Origin of the sequence: Knoellia locipacati (assembly GCF_044791685.1) — a bacterium.
In the GTDB taxonomy this organism is placed as follows: Bacteria; Actinomycetota; Actinomycetes; order Actinomycetales; family Dermatophilaceae; genus Knoellia; species Knoellia locipacati_A.
Genome location: NZ_CP087730.1, coordinates 2,175,188 through 2,196,305, shown reverse-complemented (window position 1 = coordinate 2,196,305; position 21,118 = coordinate 2,175,188). Strand labels below are relative to the sequence as shown.

General features: G+C 70.7%; 22 protein-coding genes. 7 read left to right on the top strand and 15 right to left on the bottom strand.

Annotation, left to right across the window (positions count from 1 at the left end):
* From LL946_RS10185 to LL946_RS10170, 4 genes are all read right to left on the bottom strand, one after another.
* On the bottom strand, window positions 1-699 hold the full coding sequence (locus LL946_RS10185) for an SAF domain-containing protein (protein ID WP_404380273.1): 699 nt from the start codon (window positions 697-699) through the stop codon (window positions 1-3).
* A gap of 14 nt (window positions 700-713) precedes the next feature.
* Window positions 714-953 (bottom strand): hypothetical protein, encoded by a 240-nt coding sequence (locus LL946_RS10180; RefSeq protein ID WP_404380271.1) that lies wholly within the window; start codon window positions 951-953, stop codon window positions 714-716.
* Window positions 954-1,672: 719 nt separating this feature from the next.
* A complete protein-coding gene (locus LL946_RS10175) occupies window positions 1,673-2,071 on the bottom strand; it encodes a hypothetical protein (RefSeq protein WP_404380269.1) in 399 nt (132 codons plus the stop codon).
* 405 nt (window positions 2,072-2,476) lie between these two features.
* Window positions 2,477-2,929 carry a helix-turn-helix domain-containing protein gene (locus LL946_RS10170; RefSeq protein WP_404380267.1) on the bottom strand — a complete coding sequence of 151 codons (453 nt, stop codon included), beginning with the start codon at window positions 2,927-2,929 and terminating at the stop codon, window positions 2,477-2,479.
* Window positions 2,930-3,070: 141 nt separating this feature from the next.
* On the opposite strand from LL946_RS10170, the gene LL946_RS10165 reads away from it, so the two are divergent.
* A complete protein-coding gene (locus LL946_RS10165) occupies window positions 3,071-3,376 on the top strand; it encodes a hypothetical protein (protein WP_404380265.1) in 306 nt (101 codons plus the stop codon).
* Here LL946_RS10165 and LL946_RS10160 read toward each other — a convergent pair.
* The 9 genes from LL946_RS10160 to LL946_RS10120 all read right to left on the bottom strand — a co-directional run bounded on the left by LL946_RS10160 (window position 3,347) and on the right by LL946_RS10120 (window position 10,980).
* Window positions 3,347-3,436, bottom strand: coding sequence for a DUF4244 domain-containing protein (locus LL946_RS10160; RefSeq protein ID WP_404386851.1), 90 nt, complete (start codon window positions 3,434-3,436; stop codon window positions 3,347-3,349). The two genes, LL946_RS10165 and LL946_RS10160, sit on opposite strands and share 30 nt — an antisense overlap.
* Before the next feature lie 312 nt (window positions 3,437-3,748).
* On the bottom strand, window positions 3,749-4,534 hold the full coding sequence (locus LL946_RS10155) for a sortase domain-bontaining protein (RefSeq protein WP_404380263.1): 786 nt from the start codon (window positions 4,532-4,534) through the stop codon (window positions 3,749-3,751).
* Window positions 4,535-4,567: 33 nt separating this feature from the next.
* On the bottom strand, window positions 4,568-5,122 hold the full coding sequence (locus tag LL946_RS10150) for a hypothetical protein (RefSeq protein WP_404380261.1): 555 nt from the start codon (window positions 5,120-5,122) through the stop codon (window positions 4,568-4,570).
* A 249-nt stretch (window positions 5,123-5,371) separates the two neighbouring features.
* The gene (locus tag LL946_RS10145) at window positions 5,372-5,941 is read right to left on the bottom strand and encodes a type II secretion system F family protein (protein WP_404380259.1); all 570 of its coding nucleotides are present in this window, start codon (window positions 5,939-5,941) and stop codon (window positions 5,372-5,374) included.
* On the bottom strand, window positions 5,941-6,693 hold the full coding sequence (locus tag LL946_RS10140; protein WP_404380257.1) for a type II secretion system F family protein: 753 nt from the start codon (window positions 6,691-6,693) through the stop codon (window positions 5,941-5,943). The genes LL946_RS10145 and LL946_RS10140 overlap by 1 nt, the downstream gene beginning before the upstream one ends.
* A complete protein-coding gene (locus LL946_RS10135) occupies window positions 6,690-7,973 on the bottom strand; it encodes a TadA family conjugal transfer-associated ATPase (protein WP_404380255.1) in 1,284 nt (427 codons plus the stop codon). Before LL946_RS10135 ends, LL946_RS10140 begins: the two co-directional genes overlap by 4 nt.
* Before the next feature lie 38 nt (window positions 7,974-8,011).
* Window positions 8,012-8,737: a hypothetical protein gene (locus LL946_RS10130; RefSeq protein ID WP_404380253.1), complete on the bottom strand. Its 726-nt coding sequence runs from the start codon at window positions 8,735-8,737 to the stop codon at window positions 8,012-8,014.
* A gap of 537 nt (window positions 8,738-9,274) precedes the next feature.
* Window positions 9,275-10,138, bottom strand: a complete 864-nt coding sequence (locus LL946_RS10125) for a hypothetical protein (protein WP_404380251.1) — start codon at window positions 10,136-10,138, stop codon at window positions 9,275-9,277.
* A gap of 11 nt (window positions 10,139-10,149) precedes the next feature.
* Window positions 10,150-10,980, bottom strand: coding sequence for a thioesterase family protein (locus LL946_RS10120; protein ID WP_404380249.1), 831 nt, complete (start codon window positions 10,978-10,980; stop codon window positions 10,150-10,152).
* 75 nt (window positions 10,981-11,055) lie between these two features.
* Here LL946_RS10120 and LL946_RS10115 point away from each other — a divergent pair, with 75 nt between their 5' ends.
* The 4 genes from LL946_RS10115 (at window position 11,056) to LL946_RS10100 (ending at window position 15,109) form a co-directional block, all read left to right on the top strand.
* Window positions 11,056-12,249: a sensor histidine kinase gene (locus LL946_RS10115; RefSeq protein WP_404380248.1), complete on the top strand. Its 1,194-nt coding sequence runs from the start codon at window positions 11,056-11,058 to the stop codon at window positions 12,247-12,249.
* Window positions 12,250-12,364: 115 nt separating this feature from the next.
* Complete coding sequence (locus LL946_RS10110) at window positions 12,365-13,192, top strand: LytR/AlgR family response regulator transcription factor (protein WP_404380246.1); 828 nt, start codon at window positions 12,365-12,367, stop codon at window positions 13,190-13,192.
* Window positions 13,192-13,584, top strand: a complete 393-nt coding sequence (locus LL946_RS10105; RefSeq protein WP_404380244.1) for a hypothetical protein — start codon at window positions 13,192-13,194, stop codon at window positions 13,582-13,584. The genes LL946_RS10110 and LL946_RS10105 overlap by 1 nt, the downstream gene beginning before the upstream one ends.
* Window positions 13,577-15,109, top strand: coding sequence for a cation acetate symporter (locus LL946_RS10100; protein WP_404380242.1), 1,533 nt, complete (start codon window positions 13,577-13,579; stop codon window positions 15,107-15,109). The genes LL946_RS10105 and LL946_RS10100 overlap by 8 nt, the downstream gene beginning before the upstream one ends.
* Window positions 15,110-15,124: 15 nt before the next feature.
* Here LL946_RS10100 and LL946_RS10095 read toward each other — a convergent pair whose 3' ends face one another.
* Window positions 15,125-17,713, bottom strand: coding sequence for a hypothetical protein (locus LL946_RS10095; protein ID WP_404380240.1), 2,589 nt, complete (start codon window positions 17,711-17,713; stop codon window positions 15,125-15,127).
* Between the two features lie 209 nt (window positions 17,714-17,922).
* On the opposite strand from LL946_RS10095, the gene LL946_RS10090 reads away from it, so the two are divergent.
* Together LL946_RS10090 and LL946_RS10085 are read left to right on the top strand one after the other, a co-directional pair.
* Window positions 17,923-19,233 (top strand): PP2C family protein-serine/threonine phosphatase, encoded by a 1,311-nt coding sequence (locus LL946_RS10090; protein WP_404380238.1) that lies wholly within the window; start codon window positions 17,923-17,925, stop codon window positions 19,231-19,233.
* A 159-nt stretch (window positions 19,234-19,392) separates the two neighbouring features.
* On the top strand, window positions 19,393-19,746 hold the full coding sequence (locus LL946_RS10085) for a cupin domain-containing protein (RefSeq protein ID WP_404380236.1): 354 nt from the start codon (window positions 19,393-19,395) through the stop codon (window positions 19,744-19,746).
* An 85-nt stretch (window positions 19,747-19,831) separates the two neighbouring features.
* Here LL946_RS10085 and LL946_RS10080 read toward each other — a convergent pair whose 3' ends face one another.
* A complete protein-coding gene (locus LL946_RS10080) occupies window positions 19,832-21,025 on the bottom strand; it encodes a glycine C-acetyltransferase (RefSeq protein ID WP_404380234.1) in 1,194 nt (397 codons plus the stop codon).
* Window positions 21,026-21,118: the final 93 nt, after the last annotated feature.

The following is a 21,118-nucleotide window of genomic DNA, read 5'->3' as shown; positions in this document are numbered from 1 at the left end:
TCACCGCTCCCGACTGTCGAGCACGATGGCGACTTTGCCCGTGGCCGCTCGCGCAGCCAGCTCACCAGCCTCAGCCTCGGGAACTTCCACGGCCACGACCGTCTTACCCTGATCGGCACCAGGGTGCAGACCCACCACCGTTGCCTCGATCTCAACCTGCTTGCCCTCCGTGACCTCACCGTCCTGCCCCGGTGTGGCAACGACCCTCACCATGTCCCCCGAACGCAGCGGCTCCCCCGGCAGCAGGGACGCAGGAAGCGCGACACCGACAATGGACTTCCCTGCGGCCGGGATCGTTTGGCCTGACGCCACCGCCGCGGCGGTCAGCAGACTGCCCTCAGCAAGATCCATCGTCGCTCGCCTCCCAACCAGGCCAGCCAGGTCTTCGCCCGGGATCGTCTTCAACGCCGGATCGACACCCACCCGCACGGTCATGAGGTCCTCACGCACGATCACCTCGCCTCGCTCGACCGTGCTGCGAACCGCAACAACCTGCTGCGCGTTACTGGTCGACGACCATGCCCATGCACCCAGCAGGGCGCCCAAGCAGACGGTCGCCACCGACGCGGCGATCAGCGCCGGCCGGCGTCGCAGCTTCGGTGCGGGTGCAACCTCAGAGACCGGATCCGGCTCGCCACGCCGACGTCGACCACCCTGCTCCACTGGTGCCTCCTGCGCGCGGTCAACCATCGTGGCCATCTCTGCCCCCTTGCTCATTGGCTCAACACCTGGCTTTCGCCCATGGTGATGTTGGTCGTCCTCGAGAAGTCCAACGGGATGTTTCCGCTCTGCCCGATCCCGGCCCACGCCACCGTCCAGTAGCTCGTTGCCGTCACGGCATAGCGACCCTGGCGGGTGTAGGTGTGCCCGCACGTTGGAGAACTCTTTTTGCCGTACTTGTCGGCATACGGGGTCCCGTGGCCGGTGCAAGTCACGGATGTGCCGTCGCCCATGTTCCAGACCGTCTTCGTGACCTTCGCGGTCGCGGTCACAGTGAAACCACCCGCCGATGCAGACCGCGTGATCGGTCCGACAGTGCTCTGTGTCGGGTTCTGAACCCACATCCAAGTCGGCAACCCGATGATGCCGATGCTCCCGGGTCGGGGCTCGGGAACGATACCGATCTCAACGGCGCCTAGGGCCATGGTGGCGATCGCTCTACGCGCCAACACCAAGGGGTTCGGTGGTTGCACTGGCCCGGCAGGTGGCGTAGCCGACCACATCTGAACGGCGGCGGGAAGGCCCCCGAAACCCCAGGGGTATACGCAGCCGTAGATGGCGCCATCTGTGTTCCCCTGCCACACAGGCTCGCTTTTGGGGGGTTGGGGCGAGATCAAGGCCACGTAGCAGTTCCAACTGTTCGACCAGTAGGCAGCTACCCCATACGCACTTGAACCGCAAGGCACTTCAAGGTTCCCCCGTTGCCTATCGACGCACTTCACGACAGCGACAGGGTCATCGGACCCCTTCGGTGGCACCGTGGGGTCATCCGGATCGTCTGGAGCTGGAGGTGTGACAACGCTGATGACACACGTCTGAGTCGTCGGGTCCAGCACTTCGCCTGGAGGGCACGACACGGGTGGCGCTGCAGCCGCAAGCGCTGGGGCGACCGCAACCCCTGCCAACGCGAGGGTCGTCAGAAGGGCAGCGATCCAGACGCTCCGCAAGCTGTTCAGCATGGGCCCGTGACCTTCTCAGTCGTCACGTACCACTTCTGATCCTTCTTATCTTGGGTGACCTCATAGGTGTACCCAAGGCGCGGTTGCCGGTCTGCCGGGACAATCGACTTTCCCTTACTATCCACGACGTTCAAGCCACTGAAATCCAAACAGGCTGAGACTTCATACACCGCGGCTTTCTTAAGCGATGCCTCCAGCACCTTGACCGTCGTGTGTCCCACGAACCGCTCCCCCCTGACCCGTCGATCGAAAAGATTCTTGGTCCATTGCGTGTTGACTGTCCCCCGCGCCACAGTGTTGATCTTCTCGAGTTTGCTCTTTGGGTCAGTACCGACCTTGTCGATCACGTTCCACAACTCGATGACTGCCTGGCCGGCGCGCTCCTCGTCCACGTCGGCCGGCGAACGCGTTGAGGGGGAAGTTGACGGAGTGCTTGACGTCGGAGAAACCGAGGGTGAGGAGGGCTCCCCCGGACCGCAAGCAGATAGACCCACGGTCCCGGTCAGAAGCAGAACCACCGGGACTAGGTGCCCGTTCCTACGAAACATCGTCATTGTGTTCCACTCCTAGATCTCCATGGCTTAAGCCGCGAACGTCCTTTGGGCGGTCAGACTACAAGGAATCGATGCGATAACACTAGTGCACTTGCGGCGCAGACCGCCACCGACGCCGCCGCACCGGTGGGTCGTGTTGGTCATCGTCCCCAGCCCTCGCCCCACAACAGGACTCCCCTGCTGTTCGTTGTCTTGCCGCTCTATGGCACCACACATGCACCAATGGCGGACGATCGAGCTTGGCTATCCGAGGGGGTCGCGTGTGGAGCGTCGCGACTGGTTCAGGGCGTCCGCCACGGCGGCGGGGGTCGCCTTCACTGCATCTGCAATGCGGACCAGTGCGGTCTCGGGCGGCAGGTGTTGAAGACGACCGGCTTCCCATCTTTGGACGCTGGCCAGTGAGAGATGGGCTTGATCGGCTAGTTGCCGGGCGCTGAGTCCGGCAAGAGTGCGCAGACGACGAAGGTCCTGCCCCCGCGCCGGTGGGGTGAGGAGGGCGGCGGTCTCGACGTCCAACACCGCGGCCAGGCGGACGAGAACGTCGGGTCTCGGCTCGGAGGTGCCCAGCTCCCAGCGGGAGACCCGCTCGCCGCCGGCTACGCCAATCAGGCGCGCCAGCTCGTGCTGGGTCAGACCCTTGCGCGTGCGGGCGAGCCGCAAGGCTGTGGGATCGGTGAGTGAGTCGGGTTTGCGCATGTCGGCAACACCCTATGGCTAGGTCAGGTCGACTCGCGCCCTGTTGGCACCGACACTCCTCCACCGGTGCGCACACTCAGGTCGCCCCCGACTGGCGACGTCTTCTCGGTCTCTTGCCGCCACGCGACCTCGAAAGCTGAGATGACGATGACTGTGGCGGTGACCTTGGCGTCTGCCGACCTCATGACGACCCTGGCCACGGTGCTCTCCGGTGTCCTGCTGATCGACCTCGGTCTGATGTTCTATGAGTTCGTCGTTCCCCTGCTGGCGTTCCAGCCGCACGACGGTGACGTGATCCGCGTCATCGCTCTGGGCTCGATGTGGTGGAGCTTCTGCTCCAGAAGGCCCTATTGGGCCCAGTGGACCTTCGGTGCGGACCCCGGGCGACGGCCAGCAGGCGGGACGGGCGGCCTGGGGCTATTCGCTTGGCCGCTGGCCGAATGGTGACTGAGAAGTATGCTGCGGACATGCTGCGAGTGTGCCCACGGCATACTCCGCGGTGGTCATGCCCGCCTCCGCGGACTGCTTGAGATGCACCAGACGGTGCGAAAGACGCTGTGTCACAGGCCTGCTCCTCGATCGGTGCGGGGCAGGTCCCCGCCTCGCCTCGAGTCCAGCGGACCTCGCGAGGCAGGGCCAGCCCGAGCCGGCCCGGCTGTGGACGAGGAAGGCTGCGGCCCGCGGCTGTGGACGACGAACCTGCCTCAGTGAGCGTCCGCGAGACCGACCAGGTCAACGACCCTCGGCGGCGACGCACCTGCCTCAGTGAGCGTCCGCGAGACCAACGCCTCAACGAGCCTTGGCCTCGACGAACCTGCCTCAGCGAGCCTCGGCGATGGCGACGAAGTTGGACACGCGGTGCCCGTCGGGGCGGAAGCCGTCGTCGTCGTCGCACGTGATGAGGGCGATGCGTCGGACCGACCGGTTGGCTCCCCACACCCCGGCGTCGTGGCTCACTGCCTGCTTGGTCGCGACCCGGGTGGCCGTGACCGTGTAGACGATGCGGCGGCCAGAGGCGTCGAAGACCGTGACCTTGTCACCTCGACGGATGTCCTGGAGGTCGTGGAAGACGTCGGCACGACGTCCGTTGACGACATGGCCGGCGATCACCGCTGTCCCGACCTCGCCGGGCCGGACCCTGCCGTACCCGGAGATCCACGCGAGGACGCCGGCGGGTGGGTTGACCACGCCGTTGACGGCGGAGATCCGGCGCAACGCGCCGGAAACGTCGATCGACGGTGCTGAGATCGACATCGGGGCACCGGTCGTCGCCTTGGGTGGTCTCGTCTTCTTGGGGGCGGCCGTCGTCGGCCGTCGGGTCGGTGCCACGGTCGGCTTCGGGGTCGGCGTCGCCGACCTCGCTGTTGCGGTCGGGGTGGGGGTGGTCGAGGGGTAGTCGCTGGGGGGTGACGCGGTCGGGGTGACCATGGACGACGCCGCAGCCTCCTTCGAGCGCGAGTCCTCGACCGCGGCCCCGCAGGCCTGGGTCAGCAACGTCAGGCCGGTCAGCGCGAGGGCGACGCCCACGGTGGCGACGCCGCGTCTGGGCCCCGAGAGGCGGGCGGTGCCGGGCGGCACCGCCCGCTTCCGCGAGTACTTACCCATGGCGTGCGCGTCTGCTCACCAAGGAGGGTGTGATCAGTGCTGACCGCCGCGTCGACGCATGGCACCAGCGACGAGGCCGGCGCCGGCGAGCACTGCGGCTCCACCGAGGAGCACCGGCATGCTGCTGCTGTCGGACGCCGGCACGTCGGTCTCCACAACGGGCCCGGTGGGACGGGTCGGTGTCGGCGTCGGCTCCTCTTCCATATCGCCGGTGCACGTGATGATGTGCGAGATGTCCTTGCCGGACTCGGTGCTGAGCTCATCGCCCTCGAGGACGCCCTCGACGTTGCCGTCCTCGTCCACGCCAAAGACGGTGTTCTCACCGTCGTCAGTGCTCTGGTCCGAGCCCGCCTTGAGCACGACGAGCAGGTAGTCGCCGTCCGACACCCAGGTGTCGGTGTCGAGGCCTTCGTCGTGGATCTTCTCGCACTCGACGTTCTCGAAGCCCTCTTCGGTGAGCCAGGCCTCCCAGTACTCCACGTTGTTGGGGTTGTCGGCGTTCGGCTCGGCAGAGGCCGTCGTCGCGAAGCCGAGGCTCAACAGACCTGCGGCGGCGGCTACGGCCACCCCGCGGCCGATCGTTCTCATCTGAAACATCCGTGCTCTCCCTCGTTCGGCCGGTCGTCGCGCGAGACCAGCGCCGACGTCCGCCTCGGCCGCGATGTGGTCGAGACGCGGCACAGAACTACTCCCGTGTTCTGGCCATTCGGAACGTAACCCCATGTCGCACAGGCGAAACGGCGTCCGAGCATTGATCCTCCGAAGTGATGACGACCTCCTGGGTCACATGAGGAGATGCCCGTCCGAAGGGGTGTGTCCGCCTGCTCGAGGGTGGCCTCATGTGCCTAGTGACGACCGGGCCAGGTGCAGGACGACGGGCACAACGGTGGTGCCGACGAAGCCGGGCAGGAAGCACGCCCCGAGAGGCAGGACGAGCAGGACGCCGGCACGCTGCACCGCAGCCTCGACCCGCGCCGCCTCCTGCCGTCGCATCCGCTGCGCCGCGGCGAGCACGACGCCAGCCGGGGCCGCGCCCGAGCGCTCCGCCGCCTGCCACGCCACCGAAGCCGAGCTCCATCCCTCACCCACGTGGGCCCAGGCCGTGGCGGCGTCCTGACCCCATCGGTGCGCACTCGCCACGACGCGGAGGTGGCGACCCACACCAGCCGGCACGCGGTCGGCAACGGCTTCGAGGGCCTCGGTGGGACCGAGGCCCGACCTCAGCGCCAGGGCACACAGGACGAGCGCGTCGGCGGCGTCGTCGACGGTCGGCTCGGTCGAGCCCTCGCCGACATCCACCTCCACGGACCGCACCGCAGCCGGGCCCGCGTCTCCCGCGTCCCGCCGTGCTCGAGGCGGCCAGATGAGGATCGCGAGGACCATGAGGCAGAGGGCGAGGGCGACCATCAGCCGACCCCCGCTGGTCGCAGCGACCGACGCAGCAGAGCCCGGCACCAGAGCCAGCCCGTACCGGTGAGGGTGAGTCCGCCGGCGGTCGCGACGACCGCGGCCGTGCCTGTGTACACCTCACCCACGGGAAGACCGAGGAGTACGGCGACCACCGGACCGGAGAGTGGCAGGAGCGTGAGCAGCCACATCGACGCGCGCGGACCGGCCGCCAGAACGGTGCGCCGGTCGTCGGCCGCCGCCCGGTCCCGGAGCACCTCGGCCGCGGCGCGGGCGGCAGGCGCGGCGGGCACGCCGAACTCGTCGGTCAGCCGCCATGCCGCAGCGAGGAAGGTCAGATCGGAGTCCCCCTGCGCCACCTCGGCGAGCCCGCTGCCGACGCTCTCGCCCGTGGCCGCGCCGTCGGCCAGCCGCGCGGCCAACGCCTGAAGCCCGGGATGGGCGGACGACGCACCGACCGCACAGGCCAGCCGAGCGGCCTCGTCGGGGGGTAACCCGCTGTCGAGACCCACCGCTGCCAGCTCGGCGAAGTCGGCCACCCAGCCTCGACGGACCCTCCGGAACCGCACCTCGCGGGCCAGCACCTTGCGCACCGCAGCCAGCGCGACCGCGCCCGGCGGCTCGACGGGTTCTCCATCCGACCCCGCGTCACCCCGGTGCGGTCCCCCACCGGCAGCGCGAGGTCGACCACGCGGCCAAGCCCACACCGCGAGCACCACGAGCCCGACGACGATCCAGACAGACTCGCTCACGCCACCCCGCCGCGCGTCGCGACGCCAGTCGCGCTGCCGCCGGTCCCGACACGTGACTCGACACCACCCGTGGTGCCCAGTCGACTCTCGAGCAGCTCTGCCAGTCGCGCCGCACCCGGCCCCCACTCCACCGCGTCGCGCTCCGGGTCTGCACCCCCGGTGCCACCTGTGCCACCGGTGCCACTCGTGCCACCGGTGCCCGCAAGCCCGCCGCCCGGCAGCGCCACGAGGGCCTCGTCGACGACCACCTCCGTCCCGGTCCAGCGCGTCACCCCGACAGCCCGGACGAAGCGGACCGGGCCGGCACGCGCCACGTCGACGACCACCTGCACGGCTCCGCGCAGCTGGGCATGGACCGCGTCGCGCCCGAGCCCCGCCAGGGCCCCCAGCGCCTCGATGCGGGCAGGGGTCTCCGCGAGGCCGTTGGCGTGGAGGGTCCCGGCTCCCCCGTCGTGACCGGTGTTGAGTGCCGACAGGAGCTCGCGAACCTCGGCACCGCGCACCTCCCCGACGACGAGCCGGTCGGGACGCATCCTCAGCCCTTGCCGCACGAGGTCGACCAGCGTCACGGCGCCCACGCCCTCGACATTGGGAGTCCGCCCCTGCAGCCGCACGACGTGCGGATGCGAGGGCGCGAGCTCTCGAACGTCCTCGACCACCACGATCCGCTGGTCGGTGGGGCACTCGGCCAGCAGCGCGCCGAGCACCGTCGTCTTGCCCGCGCCGGTGCCGCCGACGACGAGGAAGGACAGTCGGGCGGCCACGATCCGTCGCAGCAGCGACGCCATCGTCGAGCCCACCGAGCCGAGCTGTTGCAGCCCCTCCACCCCGACCGGCTGACGGCGTGGCACCCGCAGGCTGAGGTGCGTCCCTGCCTCTGCGAGCGGCGACAGGATCGCGTGCAGTCGCACCCCTCCGGGCAGGACGCCGTCCACCCAGGGCTGTGCCTCGTCCAGGCGCCGGCGGGCCAGCCCCGCCAGCCGGGTCGCGAGCGCCCGGGCGTCGGCCGCCTCGAGCACCTGGCCGGTCGCCCGGACACCGTCGCCCCGGTCGACCCACACCGAGCCGTCACCGTTGACGAGGACGTCCGTGACCTCAGCCGCATTGACCCAGCGCTCGAGGGGCCCGAACCCGAGCACGCGTTCGCGCAACCGCTGTCCCTCGACCGCGGCGCCGTCGGCTCCGAGCTCGACGACCCCTCCGGTCAGCTCGGCGATGACGTCCGCGTCGGGCGCGAGGCCACCGCGGATCGCCTCGGCCACCCCCGGCCACCGGTCCACCTCACCCCCTCGGTCCGCTCCTGCCGCTCCGCGGGCTCTCATGCGGCTCCCCGACCGAGACGCTCCACGAGGTCCAGGGCCACGGTGTCGGCCCGGTCTCGCAGCGCGCCGCGCAGCCCCGGCCAGTCGCCGCGTTCACCGTCGCGTCGAACCCGCGCGTCGTCGCGCAGGTGGGCCAGGTGGGGCACGCCGAGGTGCTCGATGACCTCCGCGACCTCGGACGTCACCGCTCGGTCACCCCGCGTCACCATGCCCACCACTGCACCGGCAGGCCGGACCTCCGGCAGCCCTGACAGCACCGCCTCGGCGTCCGCCAGCTGTCGGGCCCGCAGCCCCGCCACGACGTGCACCTCCGTCGCGCCGACGCACGACGTCTCGCCCAGCACCGTGCCCACACGGCCGTCGACGACCACCGGCACCTCCCCGCGCAGCGACTTGAGGACGTCGAGCAGCGCGGAGTCGGGCACCGAGGAGCCCCTGCCACCCGCCGACAGCACCGGGACCTCGCCGCAGGGCAGGGCCGACACCAGCCGCCGACACGACGTCGTCCCCCGAAGCCGTGCCAGGTCCGGCCACCGCAGCCCCGGCACGTGCTCGGTGCCGCACGTCATGTCGAGCCCGCCGCCGCGCACGTCCCCGTCGACGAGCACGCACTCACCGAGGTGCAGCGACAGCCGCCGCGCCAGAGCGGCCGACCACGTCGACGCACCGAGGCCACCGCTGGCACCGAGGACCACGACGAGAGGAGCTGGCGGAGAGGTCATGTCACCGACCCTCGCCGCCGCGCCGACCGGGCCACCACCCCGCGGAACCGATCTGTGGACGGGGGCGGACGGCATACGGAGGGTGTGGACAACGGGTCTGCAGGAGGAAAGGCGACGGCCCCGGTCGGGGGGAGGACCGGGGCCGTCGGGTGGGCCAGGCTCCGGGGGGGAGAAGCCGGACCACCCTTCGCTCGACCCCGAAGGGGAGCGATGGCTTCATCGTCGCCGATGGAGTGACCCCGTGCAAGACGAACACGTAAAACTCGAACAAATCTGGTCAGTCGTAGTCACAAACGACGATGACGCCCCTACCAGAGGGGCGTCATCCGCCGCGAGTGCTCGGGGCGACCAAGCGTGCATTTCCTTGCCGTCGTACCGGGTCGAGCCCGGACGGACCGGTCCATCAGTGGACTGCCCGCGCGTGGGTACCCGTTGCGTCTCGCGGTTGTTCTGTGGTTCGGCCGGTTCCCGTGGTGGGCCTGTCCGATGCCTCCTGTGTACTCCCCCGCGGCGGCAACAACAAGACTTGACAAATGCTCAGGTGAGGCGGCCCGCGAGGACGGCGTCGGCGATCCGCTCGCCCTCCTGCGCGCCGGCGACGATCGCGTCGCAGCAGTGCGTCAGCCACAGCCCGACGCCTGCGGCGTCACCCCGCGTGTATGCCGTGAGCCCACCGAGGTAGGCCGGCCCGCCTCCCGTGCCATGCCCCATCTCGGGCACCGCGACGCCCGTCGGGTCGAGGCCACCGGCCTGGATGACGGCGCGCTCGACAGCACGGGCCACGACGCCGTTGGCGCGGGTGAACGGGCGGGCCGTGACGATCTCGGCATGGGCCAGGGCGGCGACGACGGGCACCGGGAGGGTCGCTGCGTTGGCGAGGACCTCGACGACGCGGGCCAGTCGCTCACGGGCCTCGGCGGCCGGGGGCGCCTCGCCGAGCTCGACGAACTCGCGGCAGTCCTCGCCGTCGAGGCGAGGGCGCCCGAGCTCGGAGTCGGGCACGAGGCCGGCGGCGGCAGCGGTGTGGAGGCGGGCCAGGGCCTGCATCGGCGCGTTGAGGACGATTGGGCCGAGCCGCTCGGTCTCGGCGGTCGCGGCGATGACGCCGCGCATGACCTGCTCGACCGGGTCGAGCTCGTCGTGCCACGTCACTGCGCCGCGCATGAGGTCGCGCACGATCTCGACGGAGAGCCGGGCGCCGTCGAGCTCACCGCTCGCGCGGGCACCGCGCACGCGCGACTCGGCCGCGGCCTCGAGGATGCGGCGACGGAGGGCGTTGTGCCAGCGGAGCTGGGTGCAGGCCTGGCGGGCCGCGTCGACCTTCTCGGCGACACCGGGCAGGGAGGCGAGGGCGATCACGGCGGAGGTGACCTCGGCAGGAGTCTGGGGAGTCGGTGGCACGGGAGTGGGCCTCAGGCGCTCTCGGGGGCGCGGGTCCCACGCTCTGAGTCGGCCGGCATACGGACGCCGGCGAGCTGACGCGACTGCGCAACGACGTGACCGCGCGAGTCCCAGATGATCGCGTCCTCCTCGAAGAGGCCGCCGATGACGTTGCGGGTGGTGATCCGCATCCGCAACCAGCCGGGCGCGGGTCGCGAACGGACGTGGCCCGAGAACGCGATCGTCGGCGCCCAGCCGAGGGCCCCGAAGGTGAACGTCACCGGCGGCATCGCGTCGAGGAAGAACGGCAGCGACAGCACGTCCGGCTCGCGCCCGTCGGCGAAGCGGATCCACGCGCGCATCTCGCCGTCGCGGGCCGGCTGGCCGAGCGCCCAGCCGACGGTGAGGGGGTCGATCCGCATGTCGAGACGGTCGAGCAGGCGGATCTTCTCGGCGAACCCGCCGCGGGCCGCCGGCGCGCACACCTCGGGGTCGGGCAGCTCGGGTGGAGCCTCCTGGAGGTGGACCGGCTCGCTGTTGGCGTCCAGGTCGGCGAAGGTCGCGGTGTGCCGCACGCAGGCGACGTCGCCCTGGGAGAGCGTCACCTCGGCGGTGGAGAACGAGCGGCCGGCCCGCAGCACCTGCGTCTCGGCCCGGACCTGTCCGGGCTGGGCCGCGGCGAGGAAGGTCGTGCTGAACGCGACCGGGTCCTGGTGGCTGTCGACGGCGGAGAGCGCGTCGGCGGCGGCCTTCGTCGCGAGCGACATGAGGAGCCCACCGTTGACGGCCTCGCCGATGACCCAGCCGTCGGTGAGATCCGCCCGTCCGTCGGTCAGGGTCAGGGCGTCGTCGAACTCGGTCATGGCTCGACAGCGTATGCCGTGCGGCCCGGTCCTCCGTGCGGGTGTGGGCAGCGCCGCAGGGCCTAGCCTGACGGCATGACAGCGTCGTTCCACGTGCCCACCGCCGTGGTCGTGGCCGGGGCGATGCTCCTGCTGGGCCTCGGGCTGTGGCTCGCGGGGCGGGGTCGGCGACGGGGGTTCCTGTCGACGGTCGACCGGGTGACGTACTCGACACTCCACACCGCCTCGCTCGCCTCCCGCCACCTCTCCGAGGGGCTCACCCCGGAGGCGGCTGAGCGCGCCGGCCGGCACCTGCTCGCCATCCTCGGCGCCAGCTCGGTCGCGATCTGCGACGCCTCGGGCCTGCTCTCGTGGACCGGGCCGGGACAGCACCACGCAGTCGAGGCGCACGAGCACGCCTCGGGGACCCGCACGTCGGGGGCGCCGTCCGTGCTCGGCTCGGACGTCATCACCTGCAGCGACCCCGACTGCCCGGTCCGCGCCGCGGTCACGGCGCCGCTGCTCGCCGACGAACGCGTGGTCGGGACGCTCACGGCATACGCGCCCGCAGCGTCGGCGGGCCTCGCGCGGGCGACCGGTGAGCTGGCCCGCTGGGTCTCGGCCGAGCTCGACGTCGCCGAGCTCGGGCGCGCCCGCACCCGGGCGATGGAGGCCGAGCTCAGGGCGCTGCGAGCCCAGATCAGCCCGCACTTCATCTACAACTCGCTCGGGGCGATCGCGAGCTTCGTGCGGACCGACCCGGAGCGGGCGCGTGAGCTGCTGCTCGAGTTCGCCGACTTCACCCGCTACTCGCTGCGCCAGGGCGGGCCGTTCACGACGCTCGCGGAGGAGCTGCGCAACGTCGAGCGCTACCTCGTGCTCGAGCAGGCGCGGTTCGGCGAGCGTCTTCAGGTGTCGCTGCTCATCGCGCCCGAGGTGCTGCCCGTCCGCATCCCCTACCTCGCCGTGCAACCGCTGGTGGAGAACGCCGTTCGCCACGGACTGGCCACCAAGGAGGGCGTCGGCCACGTGACGATCACCGCCTCGGACCAGGGCTCGGAGGCCGAGATCTCGATCGACGACGACGGGGTGGGGACCTCGCCCGAGGCAGTGCAGCGCATCCTCGACGGGGTCTCGCAGGCCGACTCGATCGGGCTCGGCAACGTCGACGCCCGGCTGCGGCAGATCTACGGCGACGACTTCGGTCTCGTCGTCGAGACGGCCGAGGGCGCGGGGACCCGGGTGAGCTTCCGGGTGCCGAAGTACGCACCCGGTGTCCACGCGGAGTGACGAGCGGCGCTGTGCACTGCTGCGCCGTGGTGCAGCAGTGCACAGCACCGATCCACCCATGACAGTCGTCTCGCACCCCCCTCGCGCCGGACGATCGGTGGCTATCCTCACGACCATGGCCAGTGCCGGCAGCCTTCGAGCCCTCGTCGTCGACGACGAGCTCCCCGCCCTCTCGGAGGTGCGGTTCCTCCTCGACTCCGACGCCCGGATCGGCGAGGTCCTCACGGCGTCGAGTGGCACCGAGGCGTTGACGATGCTCGAGGAGCACGACGTCGACGTCATCTTCAGCGACATCTCCATGCCCGGGCTCGACGGCATCGCCCTCGGTCGCGTGCTCGCACGCTTCGCCTCGCCCCCGCAGCTCGTCTTCGTCACCGCGCACGACCAGCACGCGGTCGACGCCTTCGCGCTCGCCGCGACCGACTACGTCATGAAGCCGGTCCGCAGCGAGCGCCTGCGTGAGGCCGTCCGTCGCGTCGTGGCCAAGCAGGACGAGGCGGGTATGCCGGCCCACGCAGAGCGTGGGACCCGCGCTCCCCTCCCCGAGGCCGAGGCTTCCGGCGCTCCCGCCGGGCTCCCCGGCGCACCTGCTGTCGCCGCCGAGGACGAGACCATCCCCGTCGAGCTCGGTGGGGTGACCCGGTTCGTCAACCGGTCCCAGATCCGGTGGGTCGAAGCGTCGGGTGACTACGCCCGCCTGCACACCGCCGACGGCAGCCACCTCGTGCGCATCCCACTCGCGGTGCTCGAGGAGCGTTGGGGCGCAGCCGGATTCGTCCGCATCCACCGCTCCACCCTGGTCTCGCTCGCCCACGTCACCGAGGTCCGGATGGACCACGGGCGGTGCGCGGTCGCGATCGGTGACGTGGAGCTCCAGGTGAGCAGACGGCATACGAAGGGGTTGCGTGACGTGCTGCTGAGGCGACCCGGCTCGAGCAGCTGATGGGGGCCGACCGCGGCGACGTCCCGGCGCGGGTGCGGGTCACGAGCTCACGGCGAGGCGCGAGGCCCGCACGGACGCGTCCCCTGTCGACCGACCTCGACGAGCAGACCGAGCTCGGCGACGTCTACCTCGACGGGTTGCGGCGGGCCCAGCTGCGACTGGGTCTCACGGTGCTCGGCCTCATGGTCCTGGGCCTGGGGAGCTTCCCGCTGCTGCTCACCCTCATCCCGTCGACCCGGACGATGACGCTCGCGGGCGTGCCGCTGCCGTGGCTCGTGCTCGGGGTGCTCGTCTATCCGGCGGCGTGGCTGCTGGCTCGGGCGTACGTGCGGCAGGCGGAGCGGATCGAGACCGAGTTCGCGGACATCATCGGAGCCGGCCGCGATGGCTGACTCGCTCTCGGTCGTCGCGGTGGCGCTCGTCTGCGTGACGACGGTCGTCGTCGGAGGGCTGGGGCTGCGGCTGTCGCGACGGACCTCCGACTTCTACGTCGCGGGGAGGACGGTGTCGCCGCGGCTCAACGCGAGTGCGATCTCGGGTGAGTACCTCTCTGCCGCATCGTTTCTCGGTGTCGCGGGACTGATCTACGACCAGGGCGTCGACCTGCTGTGGCTGCCGGTGGGCTACACGCTCGGCTACCTCGTCCTCCTCGTCATGGTGGCGGCGCCGATGCGTCGGTCCGGGGCGTACACGCTGCCCGACTTCGCCGAGGCGCGGCTGGGGTCGGTGTTCGTGCGGCGGCTCGCGGCGGTGCTCGTCGTGGCCATCGGCTGGATGTACCTCGTGCCGCAGTTCCAGGGCGCCGGGCTGGCGCTGGCGCTCGTGACGGGTGCGCCCCAGTGGGTCGGCGCCCTGCTCGTGGCGGTCGTCGTCGCGGCAGCGGTGGGGGCGGGCGGGATGCGGTCGATCACCTTCGTCCAGGCGATGCAGTACTGGATCAAGCTCACCTGCCTCGCGGTGCCCGCCTTCGTCCTTCTCGCACTCTGGATGCGTTCTGGCGCAGGGCTCCCGAGCGTCTCGGACGCCTGGTCGCTGCCGTTCTCGCCGCGATCGGACGGCGACCACCCGCACTACCGCACGGCGTCGATGATGCTCGCACTCTGCCTCGGGACGATGGGCCTGCCGCACGTGCTGGTGCGCTACTACACCAACCCCGACGGCGTCGCGGCTCGGCGCACGACGGTCTCGGTCGTTGCATTGCTCGGGGTCTTCTACCTCCTGCCACCCGTGTATGCCGTCCTCGGCCGCGTGCACCTGCCGTCGCTCCCGTCGGGGGTACGTTCGGACACGATCGTGCTCCAGCTGCCGGAGCGGGTCGTGTCCGGTCTGGGCGGGGACGTGCTGACGGCGATGCTGGCGGGCGGGGCGTTCGCCGCCCTGTTGTCGACGGCGTCGGGGCTGGCGATGTCGGTGACCGGGGTGCTGCACCAGGAGCTGCTGCGGCCCCAGCTGTCGCGGCTGACCGGTGGCGACGCGTTCGGGTTCGGCGGGTTCCGGCTTGCGACGGTGGGTGCGGTGGTGGTGCCGTTCGTCGTGTCGGGGTTCGTCGAGCAGATCGGCATCGCGACGACCGTGGGGTTCGCGTTCTCGCTGGCAGCGGCGACCTTCGCTCCGCTGCTCATGCTCGGCGTGTGGTGGCGACGGCTGTCCCGGGCGGGGGCCGTGGCCGGGCTGGCGGTCGGGGCGCTGGCGGCGACCTCCGCTGCGATGACGACCTTCGTGGCCGGACCCCTGGACGGTTGGCCCGGCGCGCTGCTGGCCAACCCTGCCGCGTGGTGCACGCCGTTGGCCTTCGGCACCGCGGTCATCGTCTCGCTCGCGACTCCCGCCTCGGTGCCCCGCGACACCGCTCGGTTGATGGTCCGGCTGCACACCCCCGAACAGGTCCACCTCGCCCGCAGCCGCCTCCTGGACTGAGCCTCGAGCGAATCCTCAGAGGGTCGCGAGCCACGCGGCGAGTGCACCCCTGAGCTGGGTGAGGCTCACCCCGGGCGCCGCAAGGTAGGCCTGGGGCCAGTGCGCCCCTTCCTGCACCTTGGGGAGCTCGTTGTCCGTCCTGGAGGTCGCGTGGACGTCCGCAGCGACGAGCTGGGCGAAGCCGCACCTTGCGTGCTCGTCGCGGAAGCCGCGCAGGTGCTCCAGCGACGGCCGGCCTTCCTCGACGAACCGGTGGACGAGCTCGCCGGCCCAGTCCTCGAGCGGGCGCGGCGGCGCTCCGTCTGCCAGGGGGTTCCCTGCGGCTGCCCGCCCGAAGTCCACGAGGCTGCAGTGGATCTCGGCGAGCCGGACGACCACCCCGGCCTGGGCACGGTCGATCTCGGCCACCGATGCGACGACGGGCGGGCGGGCTGCCGCGAGGAGCCGTGGATGGCCGTAGCCCGCGCGCCTCAGGGGCTCGGCGACGGCGGCGACGGCCGGGACGGCGAAGAGGTCTGAGTTCGGCGCGGGCAGGAACGTCCGACGGAAGAACGCGCGCTTGCGGAACTCCTCGAGCTGCGGATCCGACTTGTACCAGTCCCGGTCCAAGGGGTCCTCCTGGGCGCGACGGAGCCAGATCGCCGCTTCGGCGTCATCCTGCGCCTTCCCACCGTTGCCCGGCGAGACCAGGGTCTGCGAGAGGTCGTGACGGGAGGCCAGGGCACAGCCGAGGTTGTACATCCCCCACGGGCTGCGGGGCGACGGTCGCTGACCGCCGTTCGCGAGGTAGTGCAGTCCGCTGAGGCGGTCCTTGAGCTCTTGGACGAGACGCCACTCGGGGTCGTCCTCCTTGACCGTGGCCGCGATCTCGGCGTGGTCTTCGAGGGCTTCACGAATCGGTTGCAGCCCGCCCGCCCGGCTCCCGCCCGCGAAGGCCTCGTTCGTGGCGATGACCGCGCGGGTGTAGGTCGCCCGGAGCTTCAGGCCCCGCGTGAGCCTCTCCTCCTTCTCGAACTCCGCGAGCCATTCGCGGTAGCGCCTCAGGGTGTCCTTGTCGTCCGAGAGACGGTCCAGGGCGTGGCGGTAGGCCAGCTGGGCCGAGAGGTTGGCCGGGTCGCGGTTGAGGGCGGCAGCCAGGAGCGCCCTGCGGCGCGCCGAGTTGGAGGGGCCGGTCAGGTCGGAGCTGGCGATGTACTGCAGGCCCACGCTCTCCCACCGGGTCGCGCCCGCCAGCCCCGAGCGGATCGCGCGGTGCTTCTGGGCCAGGGCCAGGAGGATGAAGGCCGCAGCGAGGCGCAGGGAGGCATCGGGCTCGGCTGCCGAAGAGTCCGCCTCTGAGGTCGTGGTCGCCGCCTCCACCCCGGGCTCGCCAGAGATCGACGGCACGATGGCGGCGACGTCGATGACCGCCGAGTCGACGGCGTGACCGTTGCGCCTGATGCTCACCGAACGCGAGGCCGCCCCACCCTCGACGGTGGCGGTCCATGGCGTCACCCCGCCCAGCGACACGAGCAGGCCCTTGACCGTCCTGAGGAACGCGTTGTCGGGAAGCGTCGAGAAGGCTCCCTCGAGTGCTGTGACGTCCGCTCCCCGCGGCACCTCGATCCCCTGCGCTCGTTCGGCGCCCAGCTCGCTGAGCAGAGCCACGACCGTGCCCACCCCGGTGGAGCTGGCTGCCCCGTCCTCGCCCTTGACGACGATGTCGAGGCGGAGTCGTGTGGCCAACAGCCATGCGGCGAGCCAGATCCCGACCGCGGCCGTGAGCAGAGCGAGCAGCAGCCAGAGCGGGGTGCGCCAGCTCGACGACCCCTCGAGGGTCACCCAGAACTGGTCTGCCCAAAGGGCAGCGAGGATGGCCAGGCCGGCCCAGAGGGTCCACGATCTCAGAGCCCCGCCCCAGGTCCTGCGTGACACGCCCCCGACCACCAGCGCGACCACGCCGGTGACGAACGCGAGGCCTCGTCCGGCCCAGATGAGCCCTTCGTCGGGGGACTCCGACAGCACGTTGGCGAACCCGACCGAGATCATCACGGCCCCGCCCAGCAGTCCGGCGGCCGCACCGACGCGCATCCAGCCGCGCCACGCGTTCGGCTTGGTCCCCGGCTCGGCCCACTCCGCGCGTCCCAGAGCCACCAGTCGTGCCAGGACGAACATGGCCGCGAGCACGCCGAGGAGGAGCAGCACCAAGGGCGTGGACGGCTCGAGATGCTTCTCCCAGAAGCCGTCCCAGCCGGCTCGGAGACGCGCAGACCACGGACGGGCGTCCTCGATCGTCTTCAGGGTCTGGGCAGCGCTCTCGTTCTCGCTGTCGTGCTTCAGCGCCTGCGTGGCGAAGGACTCCGCCGACGAGAGGCGCTCCGACGTCAGCTCGTCCGCGGCCTTGGCTGCGAGGGTGTCCCCGAGTCCCACAGCTGACCTCGCCACGCCACGTTCCGCCGCGCACTCGGCGGCTGGCAGCGAGTCGAGGAGGGCAACGGCACGTTGTGGCAGCTGCTGCTTGACGAGCGCGGTTGCGGTTGCGCAGTCACCGGGGGCTGCCGAGACGCTGGTCGTGGGTGAGCCGACGGCGAGCAGCACCGCAACCATGACCGGCACTCGCACCATCCGAGTGGCCCTCGCTGATCGACGAAGACGCATGACGACCCCCGCACCGAAAGGTCGGCGCACCTCGATGTGCGCCATCTGTCAATGATTCACCCCACGGCTTCACGGTGCGTCCAAAACGGAGAAGTCGGCCGTCGGGCGTTGCCCCTCCGAGTCCCGGTCTCCTGGCCAAGACCAGACCCGCCTCGCCAGGTCGTAGTGTCGTCGGCATGCGCACACCGGTGGAGGGCGACCAACCGCTGGGGCGGATGCTGGATGCGGCCGAGAACGCATCCCCGCTCGACGCGGTCAACGCGGTGACGGAGGCCCTGGCCCGAGATCTGGGAGCATCGGCCGCCTTCTTCCTCATCGCGGACCTCTCGGGTCGCGCCTTGGTACGCATGTCCCATGGCGCCTCCGATGACGACCTGGCGAGCCATGGCCTCGGTGGCGTCGAGGGAGTCGTTCGGCTCGACGACGGCGAGCAGGCGGTCGTGGTCCAGTTCGAGGATGGGCCGGTGTCCGCCGCGCTGCGCACCCAGACGGTGCAGATCATCGCTCCGACGGAGGAGGACCCGGACGATCGAGCCGCCCGCTGGGTGGTGCTCGCGCCGGTCACCGAACGGGGTGAGGCCCTCGGGCTCCTCCAGCTGTCGCTTCCGGCGGCCCCGGATGCGCCCACCCTGACCCACATCGCCCGGCTCGGGCACGTGCTGGCGTTCGTCGTCATCGCGAACCGCCGCCACACGGACCTCTTCGAGTGGGCCCAGCGCAGCACAGTGTTCTCGCTACCGGCCGAGATCCAGCGCCGGCTGCTGCCCACCGCCTTCACCTGCGAGGCCGGTGCGTTCACCCTGTCGGCCTGGCTGGAACCTGCTGCGAGCGTGGGCGGAGACACCTTCGACTACTGCCTGGCGCGGAACGCGCTGCACCTGTCGCTGACGGATGCCATGGGCCACGGAGTGGCGAGCGCGCTGACAGCCACCCTGTGCGTGGGGAGCCTGCGCAACACCCGCCGCCAGACGGGTTCGCTACTCGCCCAGGCGCAGGAGGCCAACTCGGCCGTGTTCGAGCACGCCGATGCCAGTGGTGCCGAGCACTTCGCCACAGGGCTGCTGGGACGGCTGGACCTCGGCACGGGCGTGCTCGCGATGGTCAACGCCGGCCACGTGGCGCCCTACCTGTGCCGGGACGGGACCGTCGTGGACGTCAGGCTGCCGGTGGACTTTCCCTTGGGCATGTTCGGCGAGACCACGTACCGATCCACGGACATCGCGCTCGAGCCGGGAGACAGGTTGGTCATGGTCACCGACGGGATGCTCGAGCGCGCCGCCGGAAAACTGGACCTGAGGTCCCTCGTGACCGACACCCGTGCCCTGCACCCTCGCGAGGCGACCCGGATGCTCACCGACCTCGTCGTGCAACGGTCTCCGGGTGGGCTCACGGATGACGCAACCCTGATGATCCTGGACTGGCACGGTGGCCACGGCGTCTCCCGTGAGACGACTGCCGGTGCTGAGCAGCAGCGCACCAGCTCGTAGCCGAAGCCGGCCTGCTCCTGTTGCTGACCTTCGACCTCCACCCGTCGGGAGGCCACGCCATGTGGATGCTCCGTGATGCCTCATCCGGGCCACTGACGAAGCCGTCCGGCGCGAGGAGGATGCGGATCGGAGGGACAACTCAACAGGCAGGAGAGGCTCATGTCAGACAAGCAGAACATCGAGGCCCCGCACGAACGACGCCCGTTCAAGGCGCACGGCCACATGGACGTCGTCACTCTCGGCGACTTCACCTTGGGCCGCGGCGTCTTCGAACCGGGGTGGCGCTGGTCCGAGGACGTCAAGCCGATCGCCGGCACCGACTCCTGCCAGGTCCACCACACCGGCTTCTGCCTCTCCGGCCAGATGACGGTCAAGCCCGACGAGGGTGAGGAGATCACCATCGGTCCCGGCGACGTCATCGACCTCGACCCCGGCCATGACGCGTGGACCGTGGGTGACGAGCCGTGCGTGCTCGTCGACACCGGGGTCGCGGCCTACGCCACGCCCAGCTGATCCCACGCCTGCGTCTCAGTGCAGCGCCGGGTGATGCACCACGCCTCAGCGCACTGCGGCACAGTGCAGCACTGCACAGCCCACGTCAGCCGACGGCGTCGCGAGCCGCCTTGAACGCGTCGACGCAACGCCGCACGTCCTCCTCCGAGTGGGCGGCCGACAGCTGCACCCGGATCCGCGCCTTGCCTCGCGGCACCACGGGGAACGAGAAGGGAATGACGTAGACGCCGTCCGCCAGCATGCGGTCCGCGATCTCCCCGGCCAGCCGCGCGCCGTCCTCACCGGGGAACATGACCGGCGTGATCGGGTGCGACCCCGGCAGCAGCTCGAAGCCGGCCTCCTCCATGAGCGACCGGAAGAGCGCCGTGTTGGCCTTGAGCTGCTCACGGGCCTCGGACGACGAGTCGACCATCTCCAGTGCCTTGAGCGAGCCGGCGACGACTCCCGGCGCCACCGAGTTGGAGAAGAGATAGGGCCGCGACCGCTGGCGCAACAGGTCGACGATCTCCTGGTGCGACGACACGTAGCCGCCGGACGCGCCACCCAGCGCCTTGCCGAGCGTGCCCGTCACGATGTCGACCCGGTCCTGCACGCCAAACAGCTCCGGCGTGCCCCGCCCGTTCGGCCCGACGAACCCGACGGCGTGCGAGTCGTCCACGAGCACCATCGCGTCGAACTCGTCGGCGAGGTCGCAGATCTCGTCCAGCGGTGCGTAGAACCCGTCCATCGAGAACACGCCGTCCGTGACGATGACCTTGCGCCGCGCCCCGGCAGCGACCGCGGCCTCGAGCTGCACCCGCAGGTCCGCCATGTCCGCGTTCTTGTAGCGGTAGCGCTGAGCCTTCGACAGCCGCACCCCGTCGATGATCGACGCGTGGTTGAGCTCGTCGCTGATGATCGCGTCCTCGGCGCCGAACAGCACCTCGAACACCCCACCGTTGGCGTCGAAGCACGACGAGTAGAGGATCGTCGCCTCCATCGACAGGAAGTCCGAGATCGCGTGCTCGAGACGCGAGTGCTGCGTCTGCGTGCCACAGATGAACCGCACCGACGCCATCCCGAACCCCCACTCGTCGAGGGCCGCCTTCGAGGCCGCCACGACGTCCGGGTGGTCGGCGAACCCGAGGTAGTTGTTCGCGCAGAAGTTCAGCGCCTCACCACCGCTCGTCCCCACGTGTGAGGACTGCGGCGTGGTCAGCTCACGCTCGCTCTTCCACAGCCCCGCGTCCTTGATCTCGACCAGCGTGGCGGCGAGCTCGTCCTTGACGGATCCGTACACGGCATACCTCTTCTTCTGCGCTTGTGGCGGGCAACCCCGAGCGTATGCCGTCCGCCCACCTCCTCGAGTCGCGCCCGGGACGACCGCTGGTTA